Source organism: Ruegeria sp. BHSC043 (genome assembly GCF_059612985.1).
Window position 1 is genome coordinate 108,259 of record NZ_JBXWRS010000004.1, and the last position, 17,435, is coordinate 125,693.

The 17,435-nt window shown below is 63.3% G+C and carries 19 protein-coding genes; 13 read left to right on the forward strand and 6 right to left on the reverse strand.

What is annotated here, in order from left to right; translation table 11 throughout:
* Positions 1-7 precede the first annotated feature (7 nt).
* Together AC2FMM_RS09060 and selD are read left to right on the forward strand one after the other, a co-directional pair.
* Positions 8-394: a Na+/H+ antiporter subunit G gene (locus tag AC2FMM_RS09060; protein WP_496687391.1), complete on the forward strand. Its 387-nt coding sequence runs from the start codon at positions 8-10 to the stop codon at positions 392-394.
* Between the two features lie 5 nt (positions 395-399).
* Entirely contained in the window at positions 400-2,559 is a 2,160-nt protein-coding gene (gene selD, locus AC2FMM_RS09065) for a selenide, water dikinase SelD (protein ID WP_496796373.1), read from the forward strand.
* Here the strand turns inward: selD and mnmH are convergent.
* Together mnmH and AC2FMM_RS09075 are read right to left on the reverse strand one after the other, a co-directional pair.
* Positions 2,499-3,602, reverse strand: a complete 1,104-nt coding sequence (mnmH, locus tag AC2FMM_RS09070; RefSeq protein ID WP_496796374.1) for a tRNA 2-selenouridine(34) synthase MnmH — start codon at positions 3,600-3,602, stop codon at positions 2,499-2,501. The two genes, selD and mnmH, sit on opposite strands and share 61 nt — an antisense overlap.
* A 50-nt stretch (positions 3,603-3,652) precedes the next feature.
* A complete protein-coding gene (locus tag AC2FMM_RS09075) occupies positions 3,653-4,321 on the reverse strand; it encodes an SOS response-associated peptidase (protein WP_496796375.1) in 669 nt (222 codons plus the stop codon).
* Between the two features lie 50 nt (positions 4,322-4,371).
* Between AC2FMM_RS09075 and AC2FMM_RS09080 the strand changes: the two genes are divergently transcribed.
* On the forward strand, positions 4,372-6,024 hold the full coding sequence (locus tag AC2FMM_RS09080) for a tetratricopeptide repeat-containing sulfotransferase family protein (protein ID WP_496796376.1): 1,653 nt from the start codon (positions 4,372-4,374) through the stop codon (positions 6,022-6,024).
* Between the two features lie 60 nt (positions 6,025-6,084).
* On the opposite strand, the gene AC2FMM_RS09085 is transcribed toward AC2FMM_RS09080, so the two are convergent.
* Positions 6,085-7,662 (reverse strand): bifunctional metallophosphatase/5'-nucleotidase, encoded by a 1,578-nt coding sequence (locus tag AC2FMM_RS09085; protein ID WP_496796377.1) that lies wholly within the window; start codon positions 7,660-7,662, stop codon positions 6,085-6,087.
* Positions 7,663-7,769: 107 nt separating this feature from the next.
* Between AC2FMM_RS09085 and AC2FMM_RS09090 the strand changes: the two genes are divergently transcribed.
* From AC2FMM_RS09090 to arsC, 4 genes are read left to right on the forward strand one after another with little or no spacing between them, the layout of a single operon-like run.
* On the forward strand, positions 7,770-8,108 hold the full coding sequence (locus tag AC2FMM_RS09090) for a DUF952 domain-containing protein (protein ID WP_496794847.1): 339 nt from the start codon (positions 7,770-7,772) through the stop codon (positions 8,106-8,108).
* A complete protein-coding gene (locus tag AC2FMM_RS09095) occupies positions 8,105-8,536 on the forward strand; it encodes a DUF1330 domain-containing protein (RefSeq protein WP_496794739.1) in 432 nt (143 codons plus the stop codon). The genes AC2FMM_RS09090 and AC2FMM_RS09095 overlap by 4 nt, the downstream gene beginning before the upstream one ends.
* Positions 8,533-9,591: a quinone-dependent dihydroorotate dehydrogenase gene (locus AC2FMM_RS09100; RefSeq protein ID WP_496796378.1), complete on the forward strand. Its 1,059-nt coding sequence runs from the start codon at positions 8,533-8,535 to the stop codon at positions 9,589-9,591. The genes AC2FMM_RS09095 and AC2FMM_RS09100 overlap by 4 nt, the downstream gene beginning before the upstream one ends.
* Positions 9,588-9,929 carry an arsenate reductase (glutaredoxin) gene (gene arsC, locus AC2FMM_RS09105; RefSeq protein WP_496794737.1) on the forward strand — a complete coding sequence of 114 codons (342 nt, stop codon included), beginning with the start codon at positions 9,588-9,590 and terminating at the stop codon, positions 9,927-9,929. The genes AC2FMM_RS09100 and arsC overlap by 4 nt, the downstream gene beginning before the upstream one ends.
* Here the strand turns inward: arsC and AC2FMM_RS09110 are convergent.
* From AC2FMM_RS09110 to AC2FMM_RS09120, 3 genes are read right to left on the reverse strand one after another with little or no spacing between them, the layout of a single operon-like run.
* Positions 9,926-11,242, reverse strand: a complete 1,317-nt coding sequence (locus AC2FMM_RS09110; RefSeq protein ID WP_496796379.1) for an MATE family efflux transporter — start codon at positions 11,240-11,242, stop codon at positions 9,926-9,928. The two genes, arsC and AC2FMM_RS09110, sit on opposite strands and share 4 nt — an antisense overlap.
* Positions 11,243-11,247: 5 nt before the next feature.
* On the reverse strand, positions 11,248-11,766 hold the full coding sequence (locus AC2FMM_RS09115; RefSeq protein WP_496687376.1) for a PaaI family thioesterase: 519 nt from the start codon (positions 11,764-11,766) through the stop codon (positions 11,248-11,250).
* Between the two features lies 1 nt (position 11,767).
* Positions 11,768-12,187 (reverse strand): PaaI family thioesterase, encoded by a 420-nt coding sequence (locus AC2FMM_RS09120; protein WP_170358398.1) that lies wholly within the window; start codon positions 12,185-12,187, stop codon positions 11,768-11,770.
* A gap of 115 nt (positions 12,188-12,302) precedes the next feature.
* On the opposite strand from AC2FMM_RS09120, the gene AC2FMM_RS09125 reads away from it, so the two are divergent.
* The 6 genes from AC2FMM_RS09125 to AC2FMM_RS09150 all read left to right on the forward strand — a co-directional run bounded on the left by AC2FMM_RS09125 (position 12,303) and on the right by AC2FMM_RS09150 (position 17,421).
* A complete protein-coding gene (locus AC2FMM_RS09125; protein WP_496678371.1) occupies positions 12,303-12,671 on the forward strand; it encodes a MerR family transcriptional regulator in 369 nt (122 codons plus the stop codon).
* A gap of 251 nt (positions 12,672-12,922) precedes the next feature.
* On the forward strand, positions 12,923-13,324 hold the full coding sequence (locus AC2FMM_RS09130) for a MerR family transcriptional regulator (RefSeq protein ID WP_005981908.1): 402 nt from the start codon (positions 12,923-12,925) through the stop codon (positions 13,322-13,324).
* A gap of 49 nt (positions 13,325-13,373) precedes the next feature.
* Positions 13,374-15,155: an acyl-CoA dehydrogenase C-terminal domain-containing protein gene (locus AC2FMM_RS09135; RefSeq protein ID WP_496687375.1), complete on the forward strand. Its 1,782-nt coding sequence runs from the start codon at positions 13,374-13,376 to the stop codon at positions 15,153-15,155.
* A 56-nt stretch (positions 15,156-15,211) separates the two neighbouring features.
* Positions 15,212-15,424 carry a hypothetical protein gene (locus AC2FMM_RS09140; RefSeq protein ID WP_005981899.1) on the forward strand — a complete coding sequence of 71 codons (213 nt, stop codon included), beginning with the start codon at positions 15,212-15,214 and terminating at the stop codon, positions 15,422-15,424.
* A 136-nt stretch (positions 15,425-15,560) separates the two neighbouring features.
* Complete coding sequence (locus AC2FMM_RS09145; RefSeq protein ID WP_496796380.1) at positions 15,561-16,199, forward strand: glutathione S-transferase family protein; 639 nt, start codon at positions 15,561-15,563, stop codon at positions 16,197-16,199.
* A gap of 10 nt (positions 16,200-16,209) precedes the next feature.
* Positions 16,210-17,421 carry an acetyl-CoA C-acetyltransferase gene (locus AC2FMM_RS09150; RefSeq protein WP_496742163.1) on the forward strand — a complete coding sequence of 404 codons (1,212 nt, stop codon included), beginning with the start codon at positions 16,210-16,212 and terminating at the stop codon, positions 17,419-17,421.
* The last annotated feature ends 14 nt before the right edge of the window (positions 17,422-17,435 follow it).

The window sequence follows — 17,435 nt, forward strand, 5'->3', positions numbered from 1 at the left end:
GGCCGGCATGGAGTTTCTGTTTGAACTGCTGATCGCTTTTTTCCTGATCGTGTCAGGCATCTTCGGCTTTGTCGGCTCATTCGGGATGATCAAGCTGAAAGACCCGATGTCGCGCTTGCATGCGCCCACCAAGGCAACCACGCTGGGCGTGGGCGGCGTTCTGCTGGCCTCTATCTTCCATTCGGTTCTGATCGAGGGGCGCCTGTCGATGCACGAACTGCTGATTACCCTGTTTCTGTTCCTGACCGCGCCGATCACGGCCCTGTTCATTGCCAAATGGCATATTCACCGCCATGAAAAGCCCGAGAACCTGCCCGATGCCGGCGAGGATGGCCTGTGGGCCACCCACGCGGTCGAGCAGATGGAAGACGTCCCGGACCACAGCAAGAACTGAGCCGCATGCAAACGCCGTCCCTGCCCCTGACCCGCGATCTGGTTCTGATCGGCGGAGGCCACACCCATGCCCTGGTGCTGCGCAAATGGGGCATGAACCCGCTGCCAGGCGTGCGTTTAACCGTGATAAACCCGGGGCCGACGGCCCCCTATTCTGGCATGTTGCCGGGATTTGTCGCGGGGCACTACGCACGGGAAGATCTCGATATCGACCTGGTGCGCCTGGCGCGGTTCGCGGGCGCTCGGCTCATCCTTGGCCCCGCCACCGGGCTTGATCCCGAACGTCGCGTCGTTCAGGTGCCCGACCACCCCGAGATCGGTTTTGACGTGGCCTCGGTCAATGTGGGGATCACGTCCGACATGCCCGACCTGCCCGGTTTTGCCGAACATGCAGTGCCGGCCAAGCCTCTGGGTCCGTTTGCCGCGCACTGGGCCGGTTATCTGAACGGCTCGGGCCCGGCCTCGGTTGCGGTCATCGGCGGCGGGGTCGCCGGGGTTGAACTGGTCATGGCCATGGCCCATGCCTTGCGTGCGCGCAACCGCAAGGGGCTAGTGACGCTTATCGACCGCGACCAGGCCTTGTCGGCGGTTGGTTCCAAGGCGGCGGCGACCCTTCGTCGAACCATGCTCGACCTAGGTATCGACTGCATCGAACAAGCCGGCATTCTTCGCGTCGGACCGGATTACCTGGAACTGGCAGATGGTCGCCACATCGCCGCAGATTTCGTGACCGGAGCCGCAGGCGCCCGCCCCTATGACTGGATCGCGCAGACCGGTCTGGCCCTGCACGAGGGGTTCATCCGCGTGAACAGCCACCTACAGTCCAGCGATCCGTTGATATTTGCGGCCGGGGACTGCGCGCACCTGTCCGAAGATCCCCGGCCAAAGGCGGGAGTCTTTGCGGTCCGCGAAGCACCAGTGTTGTTCGACAACCTGCGCGCCGCGCTGGGGGCCGGGCGGATGCGGAGTTACCGGCCGCAGAAGGACTACCTCAAACTGATTTCAATGGGCGAGAAATCGGCGCTGGCCGAGCGGCTGGGTACATCTTTCAGCGGCCCGCTGATGTGGAGATGGAAGGACCACATCGACCAGAAGTTCATGGATCGGTTTCGCGACCTGCCACGCACGAAAGCCCCACCCCTGCCGCGTCACCACGCCGCCGGCCTGCGCGAGACGTTGGGAGAAAAGCCGATGTGCGGCGGCTGCGGGGCCAAGGTCGGGCGCGGCGCGCTGCGCGCGGCCCTTTCGGTCGTGCCCGGCAGCGACCGCCCGGATATCACACCTTTGCCCGGCGATGACGCCGCGCTGCTGACCGTCGGCACGGCCCGGATGGTCATGACCACCGACCACCTCAGGGCCTTCGTTGCCGACCCGGTGTTGATGACCCGGATCGCCGCGGTGCATGCGTTGGGGGATGTGTGGGCAATGGGCGCCGCGCCCTACGCCGCCATGGCAACCCTGATCCTGCCGCGCATGTCCACGCAACTGCAGAACCGGACGATGGCGGAAATCATGGAGACCGCGACCCAGGCCATGCGGCAGGCCGGGGCCGAGATCGTCGGCGGCCACAGCTCGATGGGCGACGAGATGACCATCGGCTTCACGGTGACCGGCCTGTGCGACACCGACCCGATCACCCTGTCCGGCGGACGGCCGGGCGACGCGCTGTTGCTGACCAAACCGTTGGGCAGCGGGGTCCTCATGGCCACCGAAATGTCCGGTGATGCACGCGGCGACTGGGTGCAGGCGGCATATGATCTGATGACGCAGCCCCAGGGCGAGGCGGCGCGTATACTGAGCGCGGCGCATGCAATGACCGACGTCACCGGCTTTGGGCTGGCCGGGCATCTGGCCGGGCTGTGCGAGGCCTCGGGTTGCGGCGCAATTCTGGACCTGAACGCGGTGCCGGTCATGGATGGGGCGGACCAGCTGAGCCGCGCCGGCATCCGCTCGACCCTGTTTGCCGACAACCGTGCGATCGTTCCCGAATTGCCCGAAGGCAACAAAGCCGATCTGCTGTTCGACCCCCAGACCGCCGGAGGCCTGCTGGCTGCCGTCCAACCCGACGCCGCCACGGCCCTGCGCGACCGGCTGCGGGCTGCGGGTTATCCGGCCGAAATCGTGGGTGAACTGATCGAGGATCCGGGGCTGAAGCTTCGGGGTTGAACCAACAGCTCTTCGATTTGCGATGCCAGACTGTCCAGCGCTGTTGCGGTGAGCGACTCCGCCTGCAGTTGCGCCATCAAGTCCACCTTGTGGACCCGGCGCGATTTTTCATAGGCCGGGTCATAGTGCTGCTCCATCAGGGCACGGGTCAGCCCGGGCTTGTCGCCTTGGGCGATCAGATCGAACCAGCTATCCACCACGTCATGGCCGCGGTGATGGCGCAGCGGTGACAGACGCTCTTTAAGCCGCTCGGCATCGGACAGGATGTCGTCATAGGACGACACCAGATAAGCCGTGCGCGCCTCGATGGGTGCGGTGATCCGGATACGCGGCGCGACCCGCAGCGCCTTCCAAACCGAGGGCGGCAGGATCAGCGTACCGATCTTCGAGGATTCGGCCTCGACCACGACCGGGCGCGAAGGGTCCAGCGCAATCAGCGCCGCGGCGAGTGCGGATTCGAAAGCCTTTTGACTGGGTTGGCCGCCCGGTTGCTCGCCCAGAAGCGAGCCCCGGTGATTGGCCAGCGCCTCGAGGTCCAGAACCTGCACGCCCCTCTGGCGCAAGCGCTCCAGAAGCTCGGTCTTGGCGGTGCCGGTATATCCGTCCAACGCCACCAGCCGGTGCGGCAGCGGGTCGTCATACAGAAACCGGTTCACAAGCCGCCGATAGGTGCGGTACCCGCCCGAGACGACCTCGGCGCGCCAGCCGATCTGCTGCAGCATCCAGGTGAACGACCCCGATCGCTGCCCCCCGCGCCAGCAATAGACCAGGGGGCGCCAACCGCCATCGTGATGGCTCAGGCGGTTTTCGATATGGTCGGCGGCATTGCGGAACACCAGCGCCGCGCCCAGCTTGCGGGCCAGAAACGGGCTTTGCTGCACATAGATGGTGCCGACCCGAGCGCGCTCTTCGTTGTTCAGAACCGGCAGGTTGATGGCGCCGGGCGCGTGGTCTTCGGCATATTCCGCCGGGCTGCGCACGTCGATAACCGTGTCGAACCCGTGGGTGTAGAACGCGGTCAGGTCTGGGAATTCGATTGCCATGGACAAGGTCTAGCGCTGCCGGGGCTCAATGGAAACCCGCGACCGAGCGATCAGCCCTCGGCGATCGGCGCGATCAGCTGCGGGCCGCTGGCCCGGTTCGAGTTGACCGCTGTACTGACCCGGTAGAACTCCAGCAGGTCCTCGGGGCCGGGGCGCATAAGGCGTGCGGCCCCCTTGCCCACTTCGCCGAGCCACAGCGCCCAGTCTTTCGGCTCGAGTATCAGTGGCATGCGGTGATGGATGGCCTTGACCCGTGTGTTTGCGGCGGTGGTCACGATGGCGCAGGTGACGCGGCGGGCGTCAGGCGGCCCCCACTCCTGCCAGATCCCAGCAAAGGCGATGGGGGCACCGTCGCGACGGTGGAAATACCACGGCAGGCGCGCGCCGTCCGCGTCCTTGGTCCATTCATAGAAACCCGTGGCGACGACGATGCAGCGCCGATCCCGGCAGGCGGCGCGAAAGGCCGGCTTGTCCGCCAGGGTCTCTGCGCGCGCATTGATCAGAAGCGGGCCGTCATTTTCGGACTTGTACCAATGGGGCAGAAACCCCCATCGCAACGGATCCAGCCTGCGCCCCGTTTCCCCGGCGCGGACCACATGCACCGGGTTGGTGGGACACACATTGAAGTTGGGCACCGGCGGCAAGTCATTCGCCGGGCGCGCGGCAAACAACTGTGCCATGGCATCATTGGGAAGAGTTATTGCAAACCGTCCACACATGGGCAATGAACCTAGCAGCGGAAAAACAGGATCGAGCGGCGCATAGTCTGATGGCAACTCAAGCACCAAATTCCCTCAAGGCCAAGGCATTGGCCGATCTGGAAACAGGCAAACTGCCCCAGGCTTTGAAAAAAGCGACGCTGGGCACCAAGAAATTTCCGCGGGATGCAGACTTTCACGCCATTGCGGGTTTCGTGCTGACCGAGATGAAGCAGTACAAGAAATCCATCCCTCATTTTCAGGAGGCGTCACGTCTGAAGCCGAATGACCCGCAATTCGTGGAAAACATCGCCAATGCTCTGATGCAGACCGGGCAGATCGCTCAGGCCCTGGCCTATTCCGAACGGATGTTGGACAAATTCCCGGGCAACACGGAAATCATCCGCGTCATCGATGAAATCAAGCTCAAGGGGCAGAACTGGCGCAGCATCGTCGAAAACGCCACCGAAAAGCTGAAGAACGACCCCGACAACCCCAAGCTTCTGGCCTCGCGCGGCCGGGCCTACGGCAAACTAGGTTTTGTCGAGGCCAGTTCGCGCGACATCACGCGGGCGTATGAACTGGCGCCAGACGACATGGGGATCGCCTTCCGAAAGGCGGTCGATCTGCATCAGGCGGGTGACAAGACGGGGTGTGCCGAGATTCTTTGGCGCATTCTGGAACAGGAGCCGCACCACATTTCGGCCTTGTATCAGCTGTCGTCGATGGTCGACCGGGAGCAGGCCAAGTCACTGATGCCGCAGGTCGAGGCGGCGATGGCCGAGCTCAACCACAGGGATTCGACGTTGGAATTCGCCAAGGCCCAGCTTGAGTCGAAAATCGAGGGCCTGGAGGCCGCACTCCCGCAGTTCGCGCGCGCCAATGCCGCCCAACACGCGGAAAACCCTTACGACTTCGGCGCCGAGGAGAAGAAACTCGAGCGGATCAAGTTCCTGTTCCCCTCCCCGGAGGCCGTTCCCAGTTCCGGCGTCGAAGACGTACCTTTGCCCATCTTCGTAGTCGGACAGCCGCGCTCGGGTACCACGCTGATGGAGATGATGCTGAGTGCGGTCCCGGATGTCGCCGGTTGCGGAGAACTGACCCTTGCCGCCGATCTGTCGGCGGTCTACTCGGATGAAAATCAGCCGTTCGGCGATACCGAGGCCCGCAAATTCGCCGAAGAGTTCCGCGAACTGATGCCGCCAATCCCTGACGGCTCCATCGCCTTTGTAGACAAGATGCCTCACAACTATCAGCGCGTGGGCTTCATCCTCTCGGCCTTCCCGAATGCCAAGATCGTGCACATGCTACGCGACCCGCGCGACGTAGGTCTGTCAAAATGGATTCGCCGTTTTCCCGCGAGTGGAATGCGCTACGCGTCAAACTTGGACTCCATCGCGCATTCGGCCAACCTGTATCGGCGCTACATGCAGCATTGGGATGCCATCTTCGGGGATCGCATCCTGACGGTGCCCTACGAAAAACTGGTGGCCGACCCTGAGACCTACAGCAAGCAGGTGGCCGCGTTCTGCGGGATCGATTGGCAAGAAAGCATGATGCACCCGGAGGAAAACAAGAAACAGGTGCGCACTGCCAGTATCGACCAGGTACGCAAAAAAATCTCGACCAAGTCGATCGGCGGCTGGCGCAAGGTCGCCGATCACGTCCGCTCCATGCTGGACGGGTTCGACCCAGAACTGTGGCCGGAATACGAGTTCGACTGAGACCCGCCAACGAAAAAAGGCCGCATCCCCGGATGCGGCCTTTCTTCTTTTAGCAAATAATCACTTCTTCTGAATACGACCGTCGAGGTAAGGCGTGTAGGGTGCATTCGCTACCAGATATTCAGCAGTCACATCCGCAAGATCAGGGCCGAAATCATAGGCGTTCTTGTCGTCGCCCGTGAACATCTTGTACCCGTCCCCGCCATTACGGACATAGTTGTTGGTGACCACCAGATAGGTTTTGGCCGGATCGATTGGCACATAGCCATCACCCTCGGCCACCATGACCTCGGTCACGCGGCCTTCGTTGGGGGCAACCGACGGATCCCAGGTGAATTTCAACCCAGCCACCTGAGGGAAGCGGCCCTTGACCTCTTCCACCTGGCTGACCCCGTTTTCCAGCGCATCGATGATGCCCTGACCGCTGATCTCGAAGGTCGAAAGCGTGTTCTGGAAGGGCAGAACGGTCAGCACCTCGCCCATGGTCACGTCGCCCGCGTCGATCGAAGCCCGCAGGCCGCCCGAGTTGGCGATGGCGATCTGAACGCCCTGATCGGCGACCCGCGCCAGCATGGCATCGGCTACCAGGTTGCCCATTTCGCATTCCTGCACGCGGCAGATTGACCGGTCACCTTCGATCGGTGCCGCGGCGCTGGCCACGACCTTGTTGCGGATCTCCTCCAGCGGTTTGGCCAGTTCTGCGATGCGATCCAGGGCCGCCTGATCCTCGGTCACGGTGTTGTCCATGATCAGCGGCTCACCCACCGCCTCGACCACGTTGCCGTCGTCATCGAAGGTCACGTTCAGCTCGCCCAGGAACTTGCCGTAGGCATAGGCCTGAACGATCTGCACACCGTTCACAACCGTCGGATACGGCCCAACCGCCTTGTCCGACGTGTTCGACAGATAGGTGTTCGAGTGTCCGCCCACGATCACGTCGACGCCCGTGGTTTCCTGCGCGACCCGTTGGTCGACGCCATAGCCCGAGTGGCTGAGCACGATGATCTTGTTGACGCCGTCGGCCGTCAGCTTGTCGACCTGCGCCTGAACTGCGGGCACCGGGTCCGAGAAGGTGATGTTGGGGCCGGGCGAGGCCAACTCATCCGTATCCTCGGGGGTCAGGCCAATCAGGCCGATCTTTTCGCCCCCCACTTCGATCACGGTCGAACGCATGATCCTGTCGGTCAGCAGTTCCTCGTTCTCGATATTCGCGTTCGACATCAGAACCGGGAAATCGACGGTGTCGATGAAGCCCGCCAGAACCTCGGGGCCGTCGTCGAATTCGTGGTTGCCCACGGTCATCGCGTCATAGCCCAGCTTGTTCATGAACTCGGCCGCGACCTTGCCCTTGTAGTAGGTATAGAACAACGACCCCTGGAACTGATCGCCGCCGTCCACGAGGATCGAGTTCTCGGCCCGCGCGCGCGCATCGTTGACCGCGGTGACCAGGCGCGCCGAACCGCCGAAGCACTTGCCCTCGGCATTGTCCTCGGCGCTGCAGCCGCTGTCATATTTGTTGATCGGCTCGAACCGGGAATGGAAGTCGTTGGTGTGCAGAATGGTCAGCTTGTAGTCGGCCGCCGCCATGCCTGCAGTCAGGCCAAGGGCCGCGACGGATGTCAGGAAACGGGTAATCATTTGAAACTCCCTGTTATTGATTGCCAAGATCGTGCGCCGAGGGCGGCAAAGAGTCAAAGGGGGAAATGCGGCTTGATTCTACCCCGCGCGCGGGGCATCACGGCGCCATGCTGATCTACAAGATATTCCGGGCCGAGGAATGGGCGGCCCTGCAGGCACAGGGCGAAACCCGGGGCGCGCCGGTCGATGTGGCGGATGGGTTCGTGCATTTTTCCACCGCCGAACAGGCGGCGGAAACCGCGGCCAAACACTTTGCCGGGGCCGAAAACCTGACGCTCGTGGCCTGCGATGCCCGGAAAATGGGCGATGATTTGAAATGGGAGGTCTCGCGCGGGGGTGCCTTGTTCCCGCATCTCTATCGCAACATGCGCATGGCGGATGTGGTCTGGGCCAAGCCGCTGTCGCTGGAAAACGGCGCGCACCGCTTCCCCGAGGAAATGCAATGACCGGCCATATCGACCCCGACCGCGCCCAGTTCGAGGCGTTCAAGGCGCTGGACCGCGATCACCCGATCGAGATGCTGAACCTTGTGCGGTTCCGCGCCAAGGCGGCCTATCCCGAAAGCCACGAACTGGCCGCCGCGGGGCTGAGCGGCGCCGAAGCCTATCGCCGGTATGGGGCCGAAACGGCGCCGATCATCGCGCGGCTGGGGGCCTCGATCATCTGGCGCGGCACGTTCCAGACCACGCTGATCGGCCCGCAGGGCGAAGCGTGGGACGAGATGTTCATCGCCCGTTACCCCTCGGCCCATGCGTTCCTGGAGATGGTGACCGACCCGGCCTATCGGGCAGCGGTGATTCACCGGCAGGCGGCGGTGGCCGACTCGCGCCTGATCCGCACCGCCCCTAGCCCAAACGGAGCGTCCTTCGGATGAAACTGACCGAGAAACTGGCCCTGGCCGCGCTGCATCGCGTGGATCCTGAAACCGCGCACGGCCTGTCGATCAAGGCGCTGAAATCGGGGCTGACCCCGGCGCCCGGTCCCGTCACCTCAATGCGCCTGCGCACGCAGCTGGCCGGGCTCGACCTGCCCAACCCGGTAGGTCTGGCCGCCGGGTTCGACAAGAATGGCGAAGTCCTGGGTTCGCTGTCACGCGCGGGCTTTGGGTTTATCGAGGTGGGTGCCGTCACACCGCGCCCGCAGCCGGGCAATCCCAAGCCGCGCCTGTTCCGCCTGACCGAGGACCGCGCCGCCATCAACCGGTTCGGCTTCAACAACGAAGGGATGGAGGCGATGGCCCGGCGTCTGGCGCACCGCCCCAAGGACGCGGTGATCGGCCTGAACCTGGGCGCCAACAAAGACAGCACCGACCGGGCGCGGGACTTCGCGCAGGTGCTGGCCCATTGCGCGCAATGGCTGGATTTCGCGACGGTGAATGTCTCGTCGCCCAACACCGAAAAGCTGCGCGACCTGCAGGGAAAAAAGGCGCTGAGCGCCTTGCTGGCAGGTGTGCTGGACACCCGCGAAGCCTTGGCGCGGCCGATCCCGGTGTTTCTGAAAATCGCCCCCGACCTTACGGATGACGAACTGCGGGACATCGCCGATGTCGCCCGTGACACGGGCATCGACGGTGTCATCGCCACCAACACGACCTTGTCGCGCGAAGGACTGCGCAGCCCGCACAAGGATCAGGCCGGCGGATTGTCCGGCGCGCCTCTGTTCGAGAAATCGACCCGCGTTCTGGCCCGGCTGAGCCAATTGACCGACGGGCAGATTCCGCTGATCGGCGTGGGCGGCATCGGCACCGCCGAACAGGCCTATGCCAAGATCTGCGCCGGGGCCTCGGCCGTACAGTTCTATACCGCAATGGTCTATGGCGGCCTGTCGCTGGCGGCCGAGATCGCGCGGGGGCTGGATGCCCTGCTGGCGCGGGACGGGTTCAAGTCGGTGGCCGACGCCGTCGGCAGCAAACGAGAGGATTGGCTGTGATCGAATACTGGCACAACCCACGCTGTTCAAAATCGCGCGCCGGGCTGGCCCTGCTGCAGGACCGCGGCGCCGAAGTCACCATTCGCAAATACCTCGAGGACGCGCCCGGCGCGGATGAGCTGCGGGCGGTGCTGTCCCGGCTGGGCATCCCGGCGATCGAGATGATGCGCCGGGGCGAAGCGCGGTTCAAGGAACTGGGGCTGAGCAAGAATTCGCCCGAGGAAGCCTTGATTCACGCGATGGCCGAGAACCCGATCCTCATCGAACGCCCCGTCGGGATCACTGCCGACAAGGCCGCCATCGGTCGGCCGCCCGAGAACCTGCTGACCCTTCTCTAGACTACCTGCGCCTCGAGCCGGGGATAGCGCAGGCCCAGCGTCACCGCGCGGGCGGTGTTCAGCACCATCAGCGCGGCCCACAGCCCGTGATTGCCAAAGCTCGGCACCAGCAGGAACAGCGCCACCACATAGATCCCCACCGACTGGATCATGGCGGTGCGCATGGCGCGGGTCCAGGTGGCGCCGATATAGATGCCGTCGAACATCCAGCTGGCGACGCCGATCACCGGGGCCAGCGCAGCCCAGATCAGGTATTCGCGCGCCGCGATCCGCACCTCGGGCGCTGTGGCCATCAGGTCGATCAACGCGGGCCCCGCCACGAAGAACGTGCCCCCCAGCACCAGAGCCCCACCGACGCCCCATTGCGACGCCATGACCGAGGCGCGCCGGACCTGGTATCGGTCCTTGGCCCCGACGGCGCTGCCCACCAGCGCCTCGGCGGAAAAGGCGAACCCGTCCAATGCAAAAGCGGTGATTTCCAGGAACTGCAGCAGCACCTGGTTGGCAGCCAGCGTCACATCGCCCAGATCGGCGCCCACGAACAGAAAGGTGGTGAAGGACCCGGTCAGCAGGACCGACCGGATCATGATGTCGCCATTGACCTGCATCATCCGGCGCAGGCGGGCGGGGTCGAAGATCCGCGCCCAATCGCGCCATTGATTGCCACCGAACGCATCGCGGCACAGCCACAGGCCCAGCGCCAGACCGGTCCATTCGGCGATCAGCGTGGCTACCGCCACACCTTCGACGCCCCAGCCCAGACCCAGCACGAACCACAGGTCCAGAAGGATGTTCAGCCCGTTCATCCAAACCTGCAGGACGAACACGCCGCGCGTGCGCTCGACCGCGATCAGCCAGCCCGTCACCGCATAAAGCGCAATGGTCGCCGGTGCGCCCCAGATGCGAATCTCGAGGTAGTCGCGCGTCAGCGCCTCGACCTCGGGGCTTGCGGGCGACAGGGCGAAGGCCCCTGCAAATACCGCCACCTGCGCTACGATAAAGAAAAGTCCCGCAGCGCCGCCCAAGAGCAGACCGCGCATGAGCAGAGCTCCGGTTTCAGCCGTGTCCCCTGCGCCTCGGGCCTGCGCCGCCAATCCGGTCGTGCCCATGCGCAGAAAGCCGAACACCCAATAGATCGTGGCCAGAATAACCGCGCCGATGCCAACCGCTCCGATCGGGGCGGCCTGCCCCATCTGGCCGACCACGCCGGTATCCACCGCACCCAAAATCGGCACCGTCGCGTTGGACAGCACAATCGGCACCGCGATCTTCAGCACCCGCCTGTGCGTGATGGGTGCCGAGGCGTCCCGCATTTTGCTCAGCCCTTGGCCGAAGGCTCTTGCGGCATCAGGAAATGCCCGCTGGCCTGCGCGAACAGCTTGGCGTGGTTGTCCTGCCAGGCCTCGACGCGAACCGAGGCATACCGCCGTCCCGCCCGGCTGATGAAAGCGCGCGCATAGGCATCGCGCGGCAGGCCCGAGCGCAGATAATCCACCGTGAAGTCGATGGTCTTGGGAAAGCGGATACTGTGATCAGAGATAATGTCATCGGCGTCGATCTCACCGCTTTCGATGCGCGGGAACAGGTGCTCCCAGCTGAGCGTGATCACCGCCGTCACCTCGAGAAAGGCCGCCGTGACGCCGCCATGAATCGCCGGCAGGAACGGGTTGCCGATCAGCTTCTCGTCGAAATTCAGAACGCTGGTCAGTTCGTCTCCGCGCCGGTCGAAGCTGATGTTGAGGAACCGGATATACGGAACCCCCTCGACCAGCGCCTTGAGGGCCGCGTCGCGCCGCTGTTTCACCACCTGCATCGGCTCGGGACGGGGTCTTGTCATCTCACTTCCCCTCGACCGTGAAGGCGCCCGAGGCGGTGGCCACAGGGCGATCTTGATCGTCGTCCATGGCGGTGGCGCGCACGAAGGCTACGTTGCGCGTGATGTGATAGCAAGTTGCCCGGGTGGTGATCGTTTGGCCGGGCGTTGCGGCGCGCATGTAGTCGATGCGCAGGTCGATGGTGGCGGTACCGCCGGGGGCTGCCGGGTGGCTCATGACCGCGGCCCCGCAGCAAGTATCAAGGCTTGCCGACACCGCTCCTCCGTGAATCACGCCCGTGCGGGGATCGCCGATCAGATCCTCGTTGTAGGGCATGGTGATCTCGGCCTCGCCCTCGCCGATATGCGTCAGGGTCAGGCCCAAGGCCCGCGCATGGGGGATCGCTTCGATGAACTGGCGGGCGAGTACTGTCTTGTCGACCATTGGTGCTCTGTCCTTTTTCGTTGCCTTCTTTATGGTCTGGTGTTGACGCAAAGGGCAAGCCCGCCTGTTGCGCTTGTCCGCGCAACGCCCTAGGTTGCAGCCGAGGAGAACAGGAATGTCCGACGATCGTTTGTCATTCAAAGAGATGTGCGCCGAGTTCGACGTGACTCCGCGCACCCTGCGCTACTATGAATATATCGAGCTTCTGCAACCCGACCGCGAAGGCCGGTCGCGGTTCTATGGCCCGCGCGAACGGGCGCGGATGAAGCTAATCATGCGCGGCCGCAAGTTTGGCTTTCCGCTAGAAGAGATCCGGCAATGGCTGCTGATCTACGAGGATCAGGGCAACGAGGCCCAGATGGCGACCTTCGTCGAGATGGCCGACCGGCAGATGGAAGAGTTGCGCCAGCAGCGCCAGCAACTGGACGAAGCCATGGACGAATTGCAGCGCCTGCGCGATCAAACCGCAAAAATGCTGAACTGACCCCCGGCCTGATCATCTTGACAGACAGCCGCGCGTTGCCTTGCGCGGCTTTCTTTTTTGTCGCTGCCACCCTCGATTTCGCCTGAACCGGGGCAAGGAAATTGCCGGGACCGCGCTTTACGCGAGCGGATGTTACGTCAATTTGAAAGTGACGCAGCGTTTGAATTACGTCAACGTCACTCTCATGTTGTAAAGCGGCCATCGACTGCGCAACTCGTACTGCATGACGCCAGTGACGAGGGGGATGACCCATGACCGAAGACCTGATGACGATCCGCGAAATGTGCGAGGCGTATGACGTCACGCCGCGGACCCTGCGGTTCTACGAGGCCAAGGAGCTTCTGTTTCCGATCCGGGAAGGTCAGAAACGGTTGTTCACCAAACGTGACCGGGCGCGGCTCAAGCTGATCCTGCGCGGCAAGCGCTTTGGCTTCAGCCTGGAAGAGATTCGCCAGCTTCTGGATCTGTACCATGTCGGCGACCAGCAACTGACCCAGATGACCCGCACCTATGAAATCGCGTGCGAGCGTCTGGCCGACATGGAAGCCCGCCGTGAGGAACTGACCCAGGCGATCGACGATCTGAAGGAACAGTTGCGCTGGGGCGAAAAGGTCATCGCCTCGATGAAACAGGAAAAGAAGGCTGCCGAGTAAGCCACCCGGCCGCCAGCCACCCGGACATCTGAATTTAAGGGAGCTTCAAATGCCCGTCTACAACGCGCCTACCAAAGACACGCAATTCGTTCTGCAAGAGTTTCTCAAGGTCTCGCAATCCGACATTCCGGGCTATGCCGAGCTCGAGCCCGATTTCACCGGCGCCGTGCTGGAAGAGGCAGGCAAGGTCGCCGTCAACCTGCTGCACCCGCTGAACGTGGTTGGCGACAAGGAAGGCTGCCGGTTCGAAAACGGCGTGGTCTATACCCCGACCGGGTTCAAGGACGCGTTCGAGCAGGTCAAGGAAGGCGGCTGGACCGGCCTGGACATGCCCGAGGAATATGGCGGCCAGAACATGCCTTATGTTCTTGGCACGGCCGTGGGCGAGATGTTCTCGGCCGCGAACCAGGCCTTCACGATGTATCAGGGCCTGACCCACGGCGCTGCCTCGGCCATCCTGGCGCACGGCACCGACGAGCAGAAAAGCACCTATCTGCCCAAGATGGTCAGTTGCGAGTGGACCGGCACCATGAACCTGACCGAGCCGCATTGCGGCACCGATCTGGGCCTGATGCGCACCAAGGCCGAACCGCAGGGCGATGGCAGCTACAAGATCACTGGCCAGAAGATCTTTATCTCGTCCGGCGATCACGACATGGCCGACAACATCATCCACCTGGTGCTGGCCAAGATCCCCGGCGGCCCCGAGGGCATCAAGGGCGTGTCGCTGTTCATCGTCCCCAAGTTCCTGGTGAACGAAGACGGCAGCCTGGGTGAGCGCAATGGTGTTTCGGTCGGCAAGATCGAAGAAAAGATGGGCATCCACGGCAACTCGACCTGCGTGATGAACTATGACGGCGCGACCGGCTGGCTGCTGGGGCAGGAACACAAGGGTATGCGAGCCATGTTCACCATGATGAACGAAGCGCGTCTGGGTGTGGGCATGCAAGGTCTGGCCCAGGCCGAGGCCGCCTATCAGAACGCGCTGGAATACGCCAAGGACCGCCTGCAGGGCCGCGACGTGACCGGCGCCAAGAACCCCGATGGCCCGGCCGATCCGCTGATCGTGCATCCCGACATCCGCCGCAGCCTGATGGACCAGAAAAGCTTTGTGGAAGGCGCGCGGGCTTTCATTCTGTGGGGTGCGACTCTGATCGACAGGGCGCACCGCGCAGGTGACAAGGACGCCGACGGGCTGATCTCGCTGATGACCCCGGTCATCAAGGGCTTCCTGACCGATGAAGGTTACGACATGACCGTTCGGGCCCAGCAGGTCTATGGCGGCCATGGCTACATCGAGGAATGGGGCATGTCGCAATACACCCGCGACGCCCGCATCGCCATGATCTACGAAGGCGCCAACGGCGTTCAGGCGCTAGATCTCGTCGGCCGCAAGCTGGCGCAGGACGGCGGCAAGCATGTCATGGCCTTCTTCGACATGGTCAAAACCTTCTGCAAGGAAAACAGCGGCAAAGACGAAGCCTATGACAAGGCGTTCATCGAACCGCTGAAGGCCGCCTCGAAGGACCTGCAGGCCGCCGGCATGTATTTCATGCAGAACGGCATGACCAACCCGAACAACGCCCTGTCGGGTTCTTATGACTTCATGCACATGTTCGGCCATGTCTGCTTGGGCCTGATGTGGGCGCAGATGGCAAAGGCCGCGCAAGAGGCGCTGGATGCCGGCGCGTCCGACAAGGACTTCTACGAGACAAAAATCGCCACCGGCCGCTACTACATGGCACGCCGTCTACCGGCCACGGGCATGCACCTGGCGCGGATCCAGACCGGCGCCGACACGGTGATGGCACTGGACGCGGCGAACTTCTGATCCCAGTCTGGTTCCGGGCGACCCCGCCCGGAACCAGCGCTCACCGAGGAGTTGACATGCCCAAACGCTTTCGCCTGACCCGCCGCTTTCCCGTCGCCATGACCGAGGACGGATATCGAAAACTCAAGGGGTTTGCCCGCGAGGCTGGGCTGGACGAAGGAGAGGCGCTGTCATTCCTGTTCGAGAATTTCAACAGCGTGATCGACGAGGAGAACCTGACCCACCGGCTGCGCATCTTCAATTCCGAGCTTGAGGCGCGCAAACGCTAGACGACCCCAATGCCTGGCCCAGGCCCGGCGTGTTTTCAGCAAGACAAGTCCAAAATCGGCTGCGGCCCGCGGTCAGGTCTTTCTTAAGACACGTGCGTGACGAAACCGTACAAACCGCCTTGGGAGGGGTGAGTGCATGACGATAAAACTGCATTGCTTCGGAGAAAGCGGAAACTCGTACAAGGCCGCCCTTGCGCTTGAGATGTCAGGGCTGGAGTGGGCGCCGGTCTTTGTCGATTTCTTCAACGGCCAGACCCGAGCCCCCGAATACCGCGCCGAAGTCAACGAAATGGGCGAAGCGCCGGTGCTGATCGACGGAGATTTCCGGATCAGCCAGTCAGGCGCGATTCAGGCCTATGTCACCGAAAAGTCGGGCAAGTTCGGCGGAAAGACGCGGGAGGAGAACTATGACATCCTACGCTGGGTGCTGTGGGACAACCACAAGCTCAGCTCGATGGCGGGCCTGACCCGGTTCTTGATGAACTTCCTGCCCGAACAGCACCGTAACCCGGATGTGATCGCCTTCAACCAAGGCCGCCTGAAGGCCGCTTATCAGGTGCTGAACGCCCATCTGGAGGGCCGCGACTGGATCGTCGGCGACAGCGTGACCAACGCCGATCTCAGCTGCTGCGGTTACCTGTATTACCCCGAACCGTTCGGCTTTGACCGCTCCGAATGGCCCCATATCGACGCCTGGCTGACCCGCCTGTCCGAGCAGCCCGGCTGGAAACACCCCTATGACCTGATGCCCGGCAATCCGTCGGATCGAGCTTGAGGAGAGAAGCATGACCGAAGCTTTCATTTATGACGCTGTGCGCACCCCGCGCGGCAAGGGCCGCAAGGACGGCAGCCTGCACGAGGTGACCTCGGTGCGCCTGTCGGCGGTGGCCTTGAACGCCATCAAGGAACGCAACAACCTGGAAGGCCACGCCGTCGAGGACGTGATCTGGGGCAACGTCACCCAGGTGATGGAACAGGGCGGCTGTCTGGCGCGGTCCGCGGTTCTGGCCTCGGACTTGGATGAATCGATCCCCGGTCTGGCCATCAACCGGTTCTGCGCCTCCGGCATGGAGGCCGTGAACCTGGCCGCCAACCAGGTCAAAGGCGGCGCGGGCGAGGCCTATATCGCCGGTGGCGTCGAAATGATGGGCCGCGTGCCCATGGGCAGCGATGGCGCCGCCATCGCGGTCGATCCGTCGCTGGCGATGGAGACCTATTTCGTACCGCAGGGCATCTCGGCCGACATCATCGCGACCGAATACGGCTTTACCCGCGATCAAGCCGACGCGCTGGCCGTTGAATCGCAGAAACGCGCGGCCAAGGCGTGGGAAGAGAACCGCTTTGCCAAGTCGGTGATCACCGTCAAGGACCGCAACGGCCTGACCATTTTGGACCGCGACGAATACATGCGCCCCGGCACCGACATGCAGAGCCTCGGCGCGCTGAACCCCTCGTTCCAGATGATGGGCGAGCAGATGCCGGGTTTCGACAAGGTGGCGATGCTGAAATACCCGCATCTGGAAAAGATCAACCACATCCACCACGCCGGCAACAGCTCGGGCATCGTGGATGGCGCAGCGGCCGTTCTGATCGGCAACAAGGAATTCGGCGAGAAATACGGCCTGAAGCCGCGCGCCCGCATCAAGGCCACCGCCAAGATCGGCACCGACCCGACCATCATGCTGACCGGCCCGGTTCCGGTGACCGAAAAGATCCTAGCCGAAACCGGCATGACGATCAGCGATCTGGACCTGTTCGAGGTCAACGAGGCCTTTGCCTCGGTCGTGCTGCGGTTCCAGCAGGCATTTGACGTCGATCCGGCGCTGGTCAACGTCAATGGCGGCTCGATCGCCATGGGCCACCCGCTGGGCGCCACCGGCGCGATCATCATCGGCACCCTGCTGGACGAGCTGGAGCGTCAGGACAAGGAAACCGGTCTGGCCACCTTGTGCATCGCATCCGGCATGGGCGCGGCAACCATAATCGAACGTGTGTAACGGCGGGGATCAGG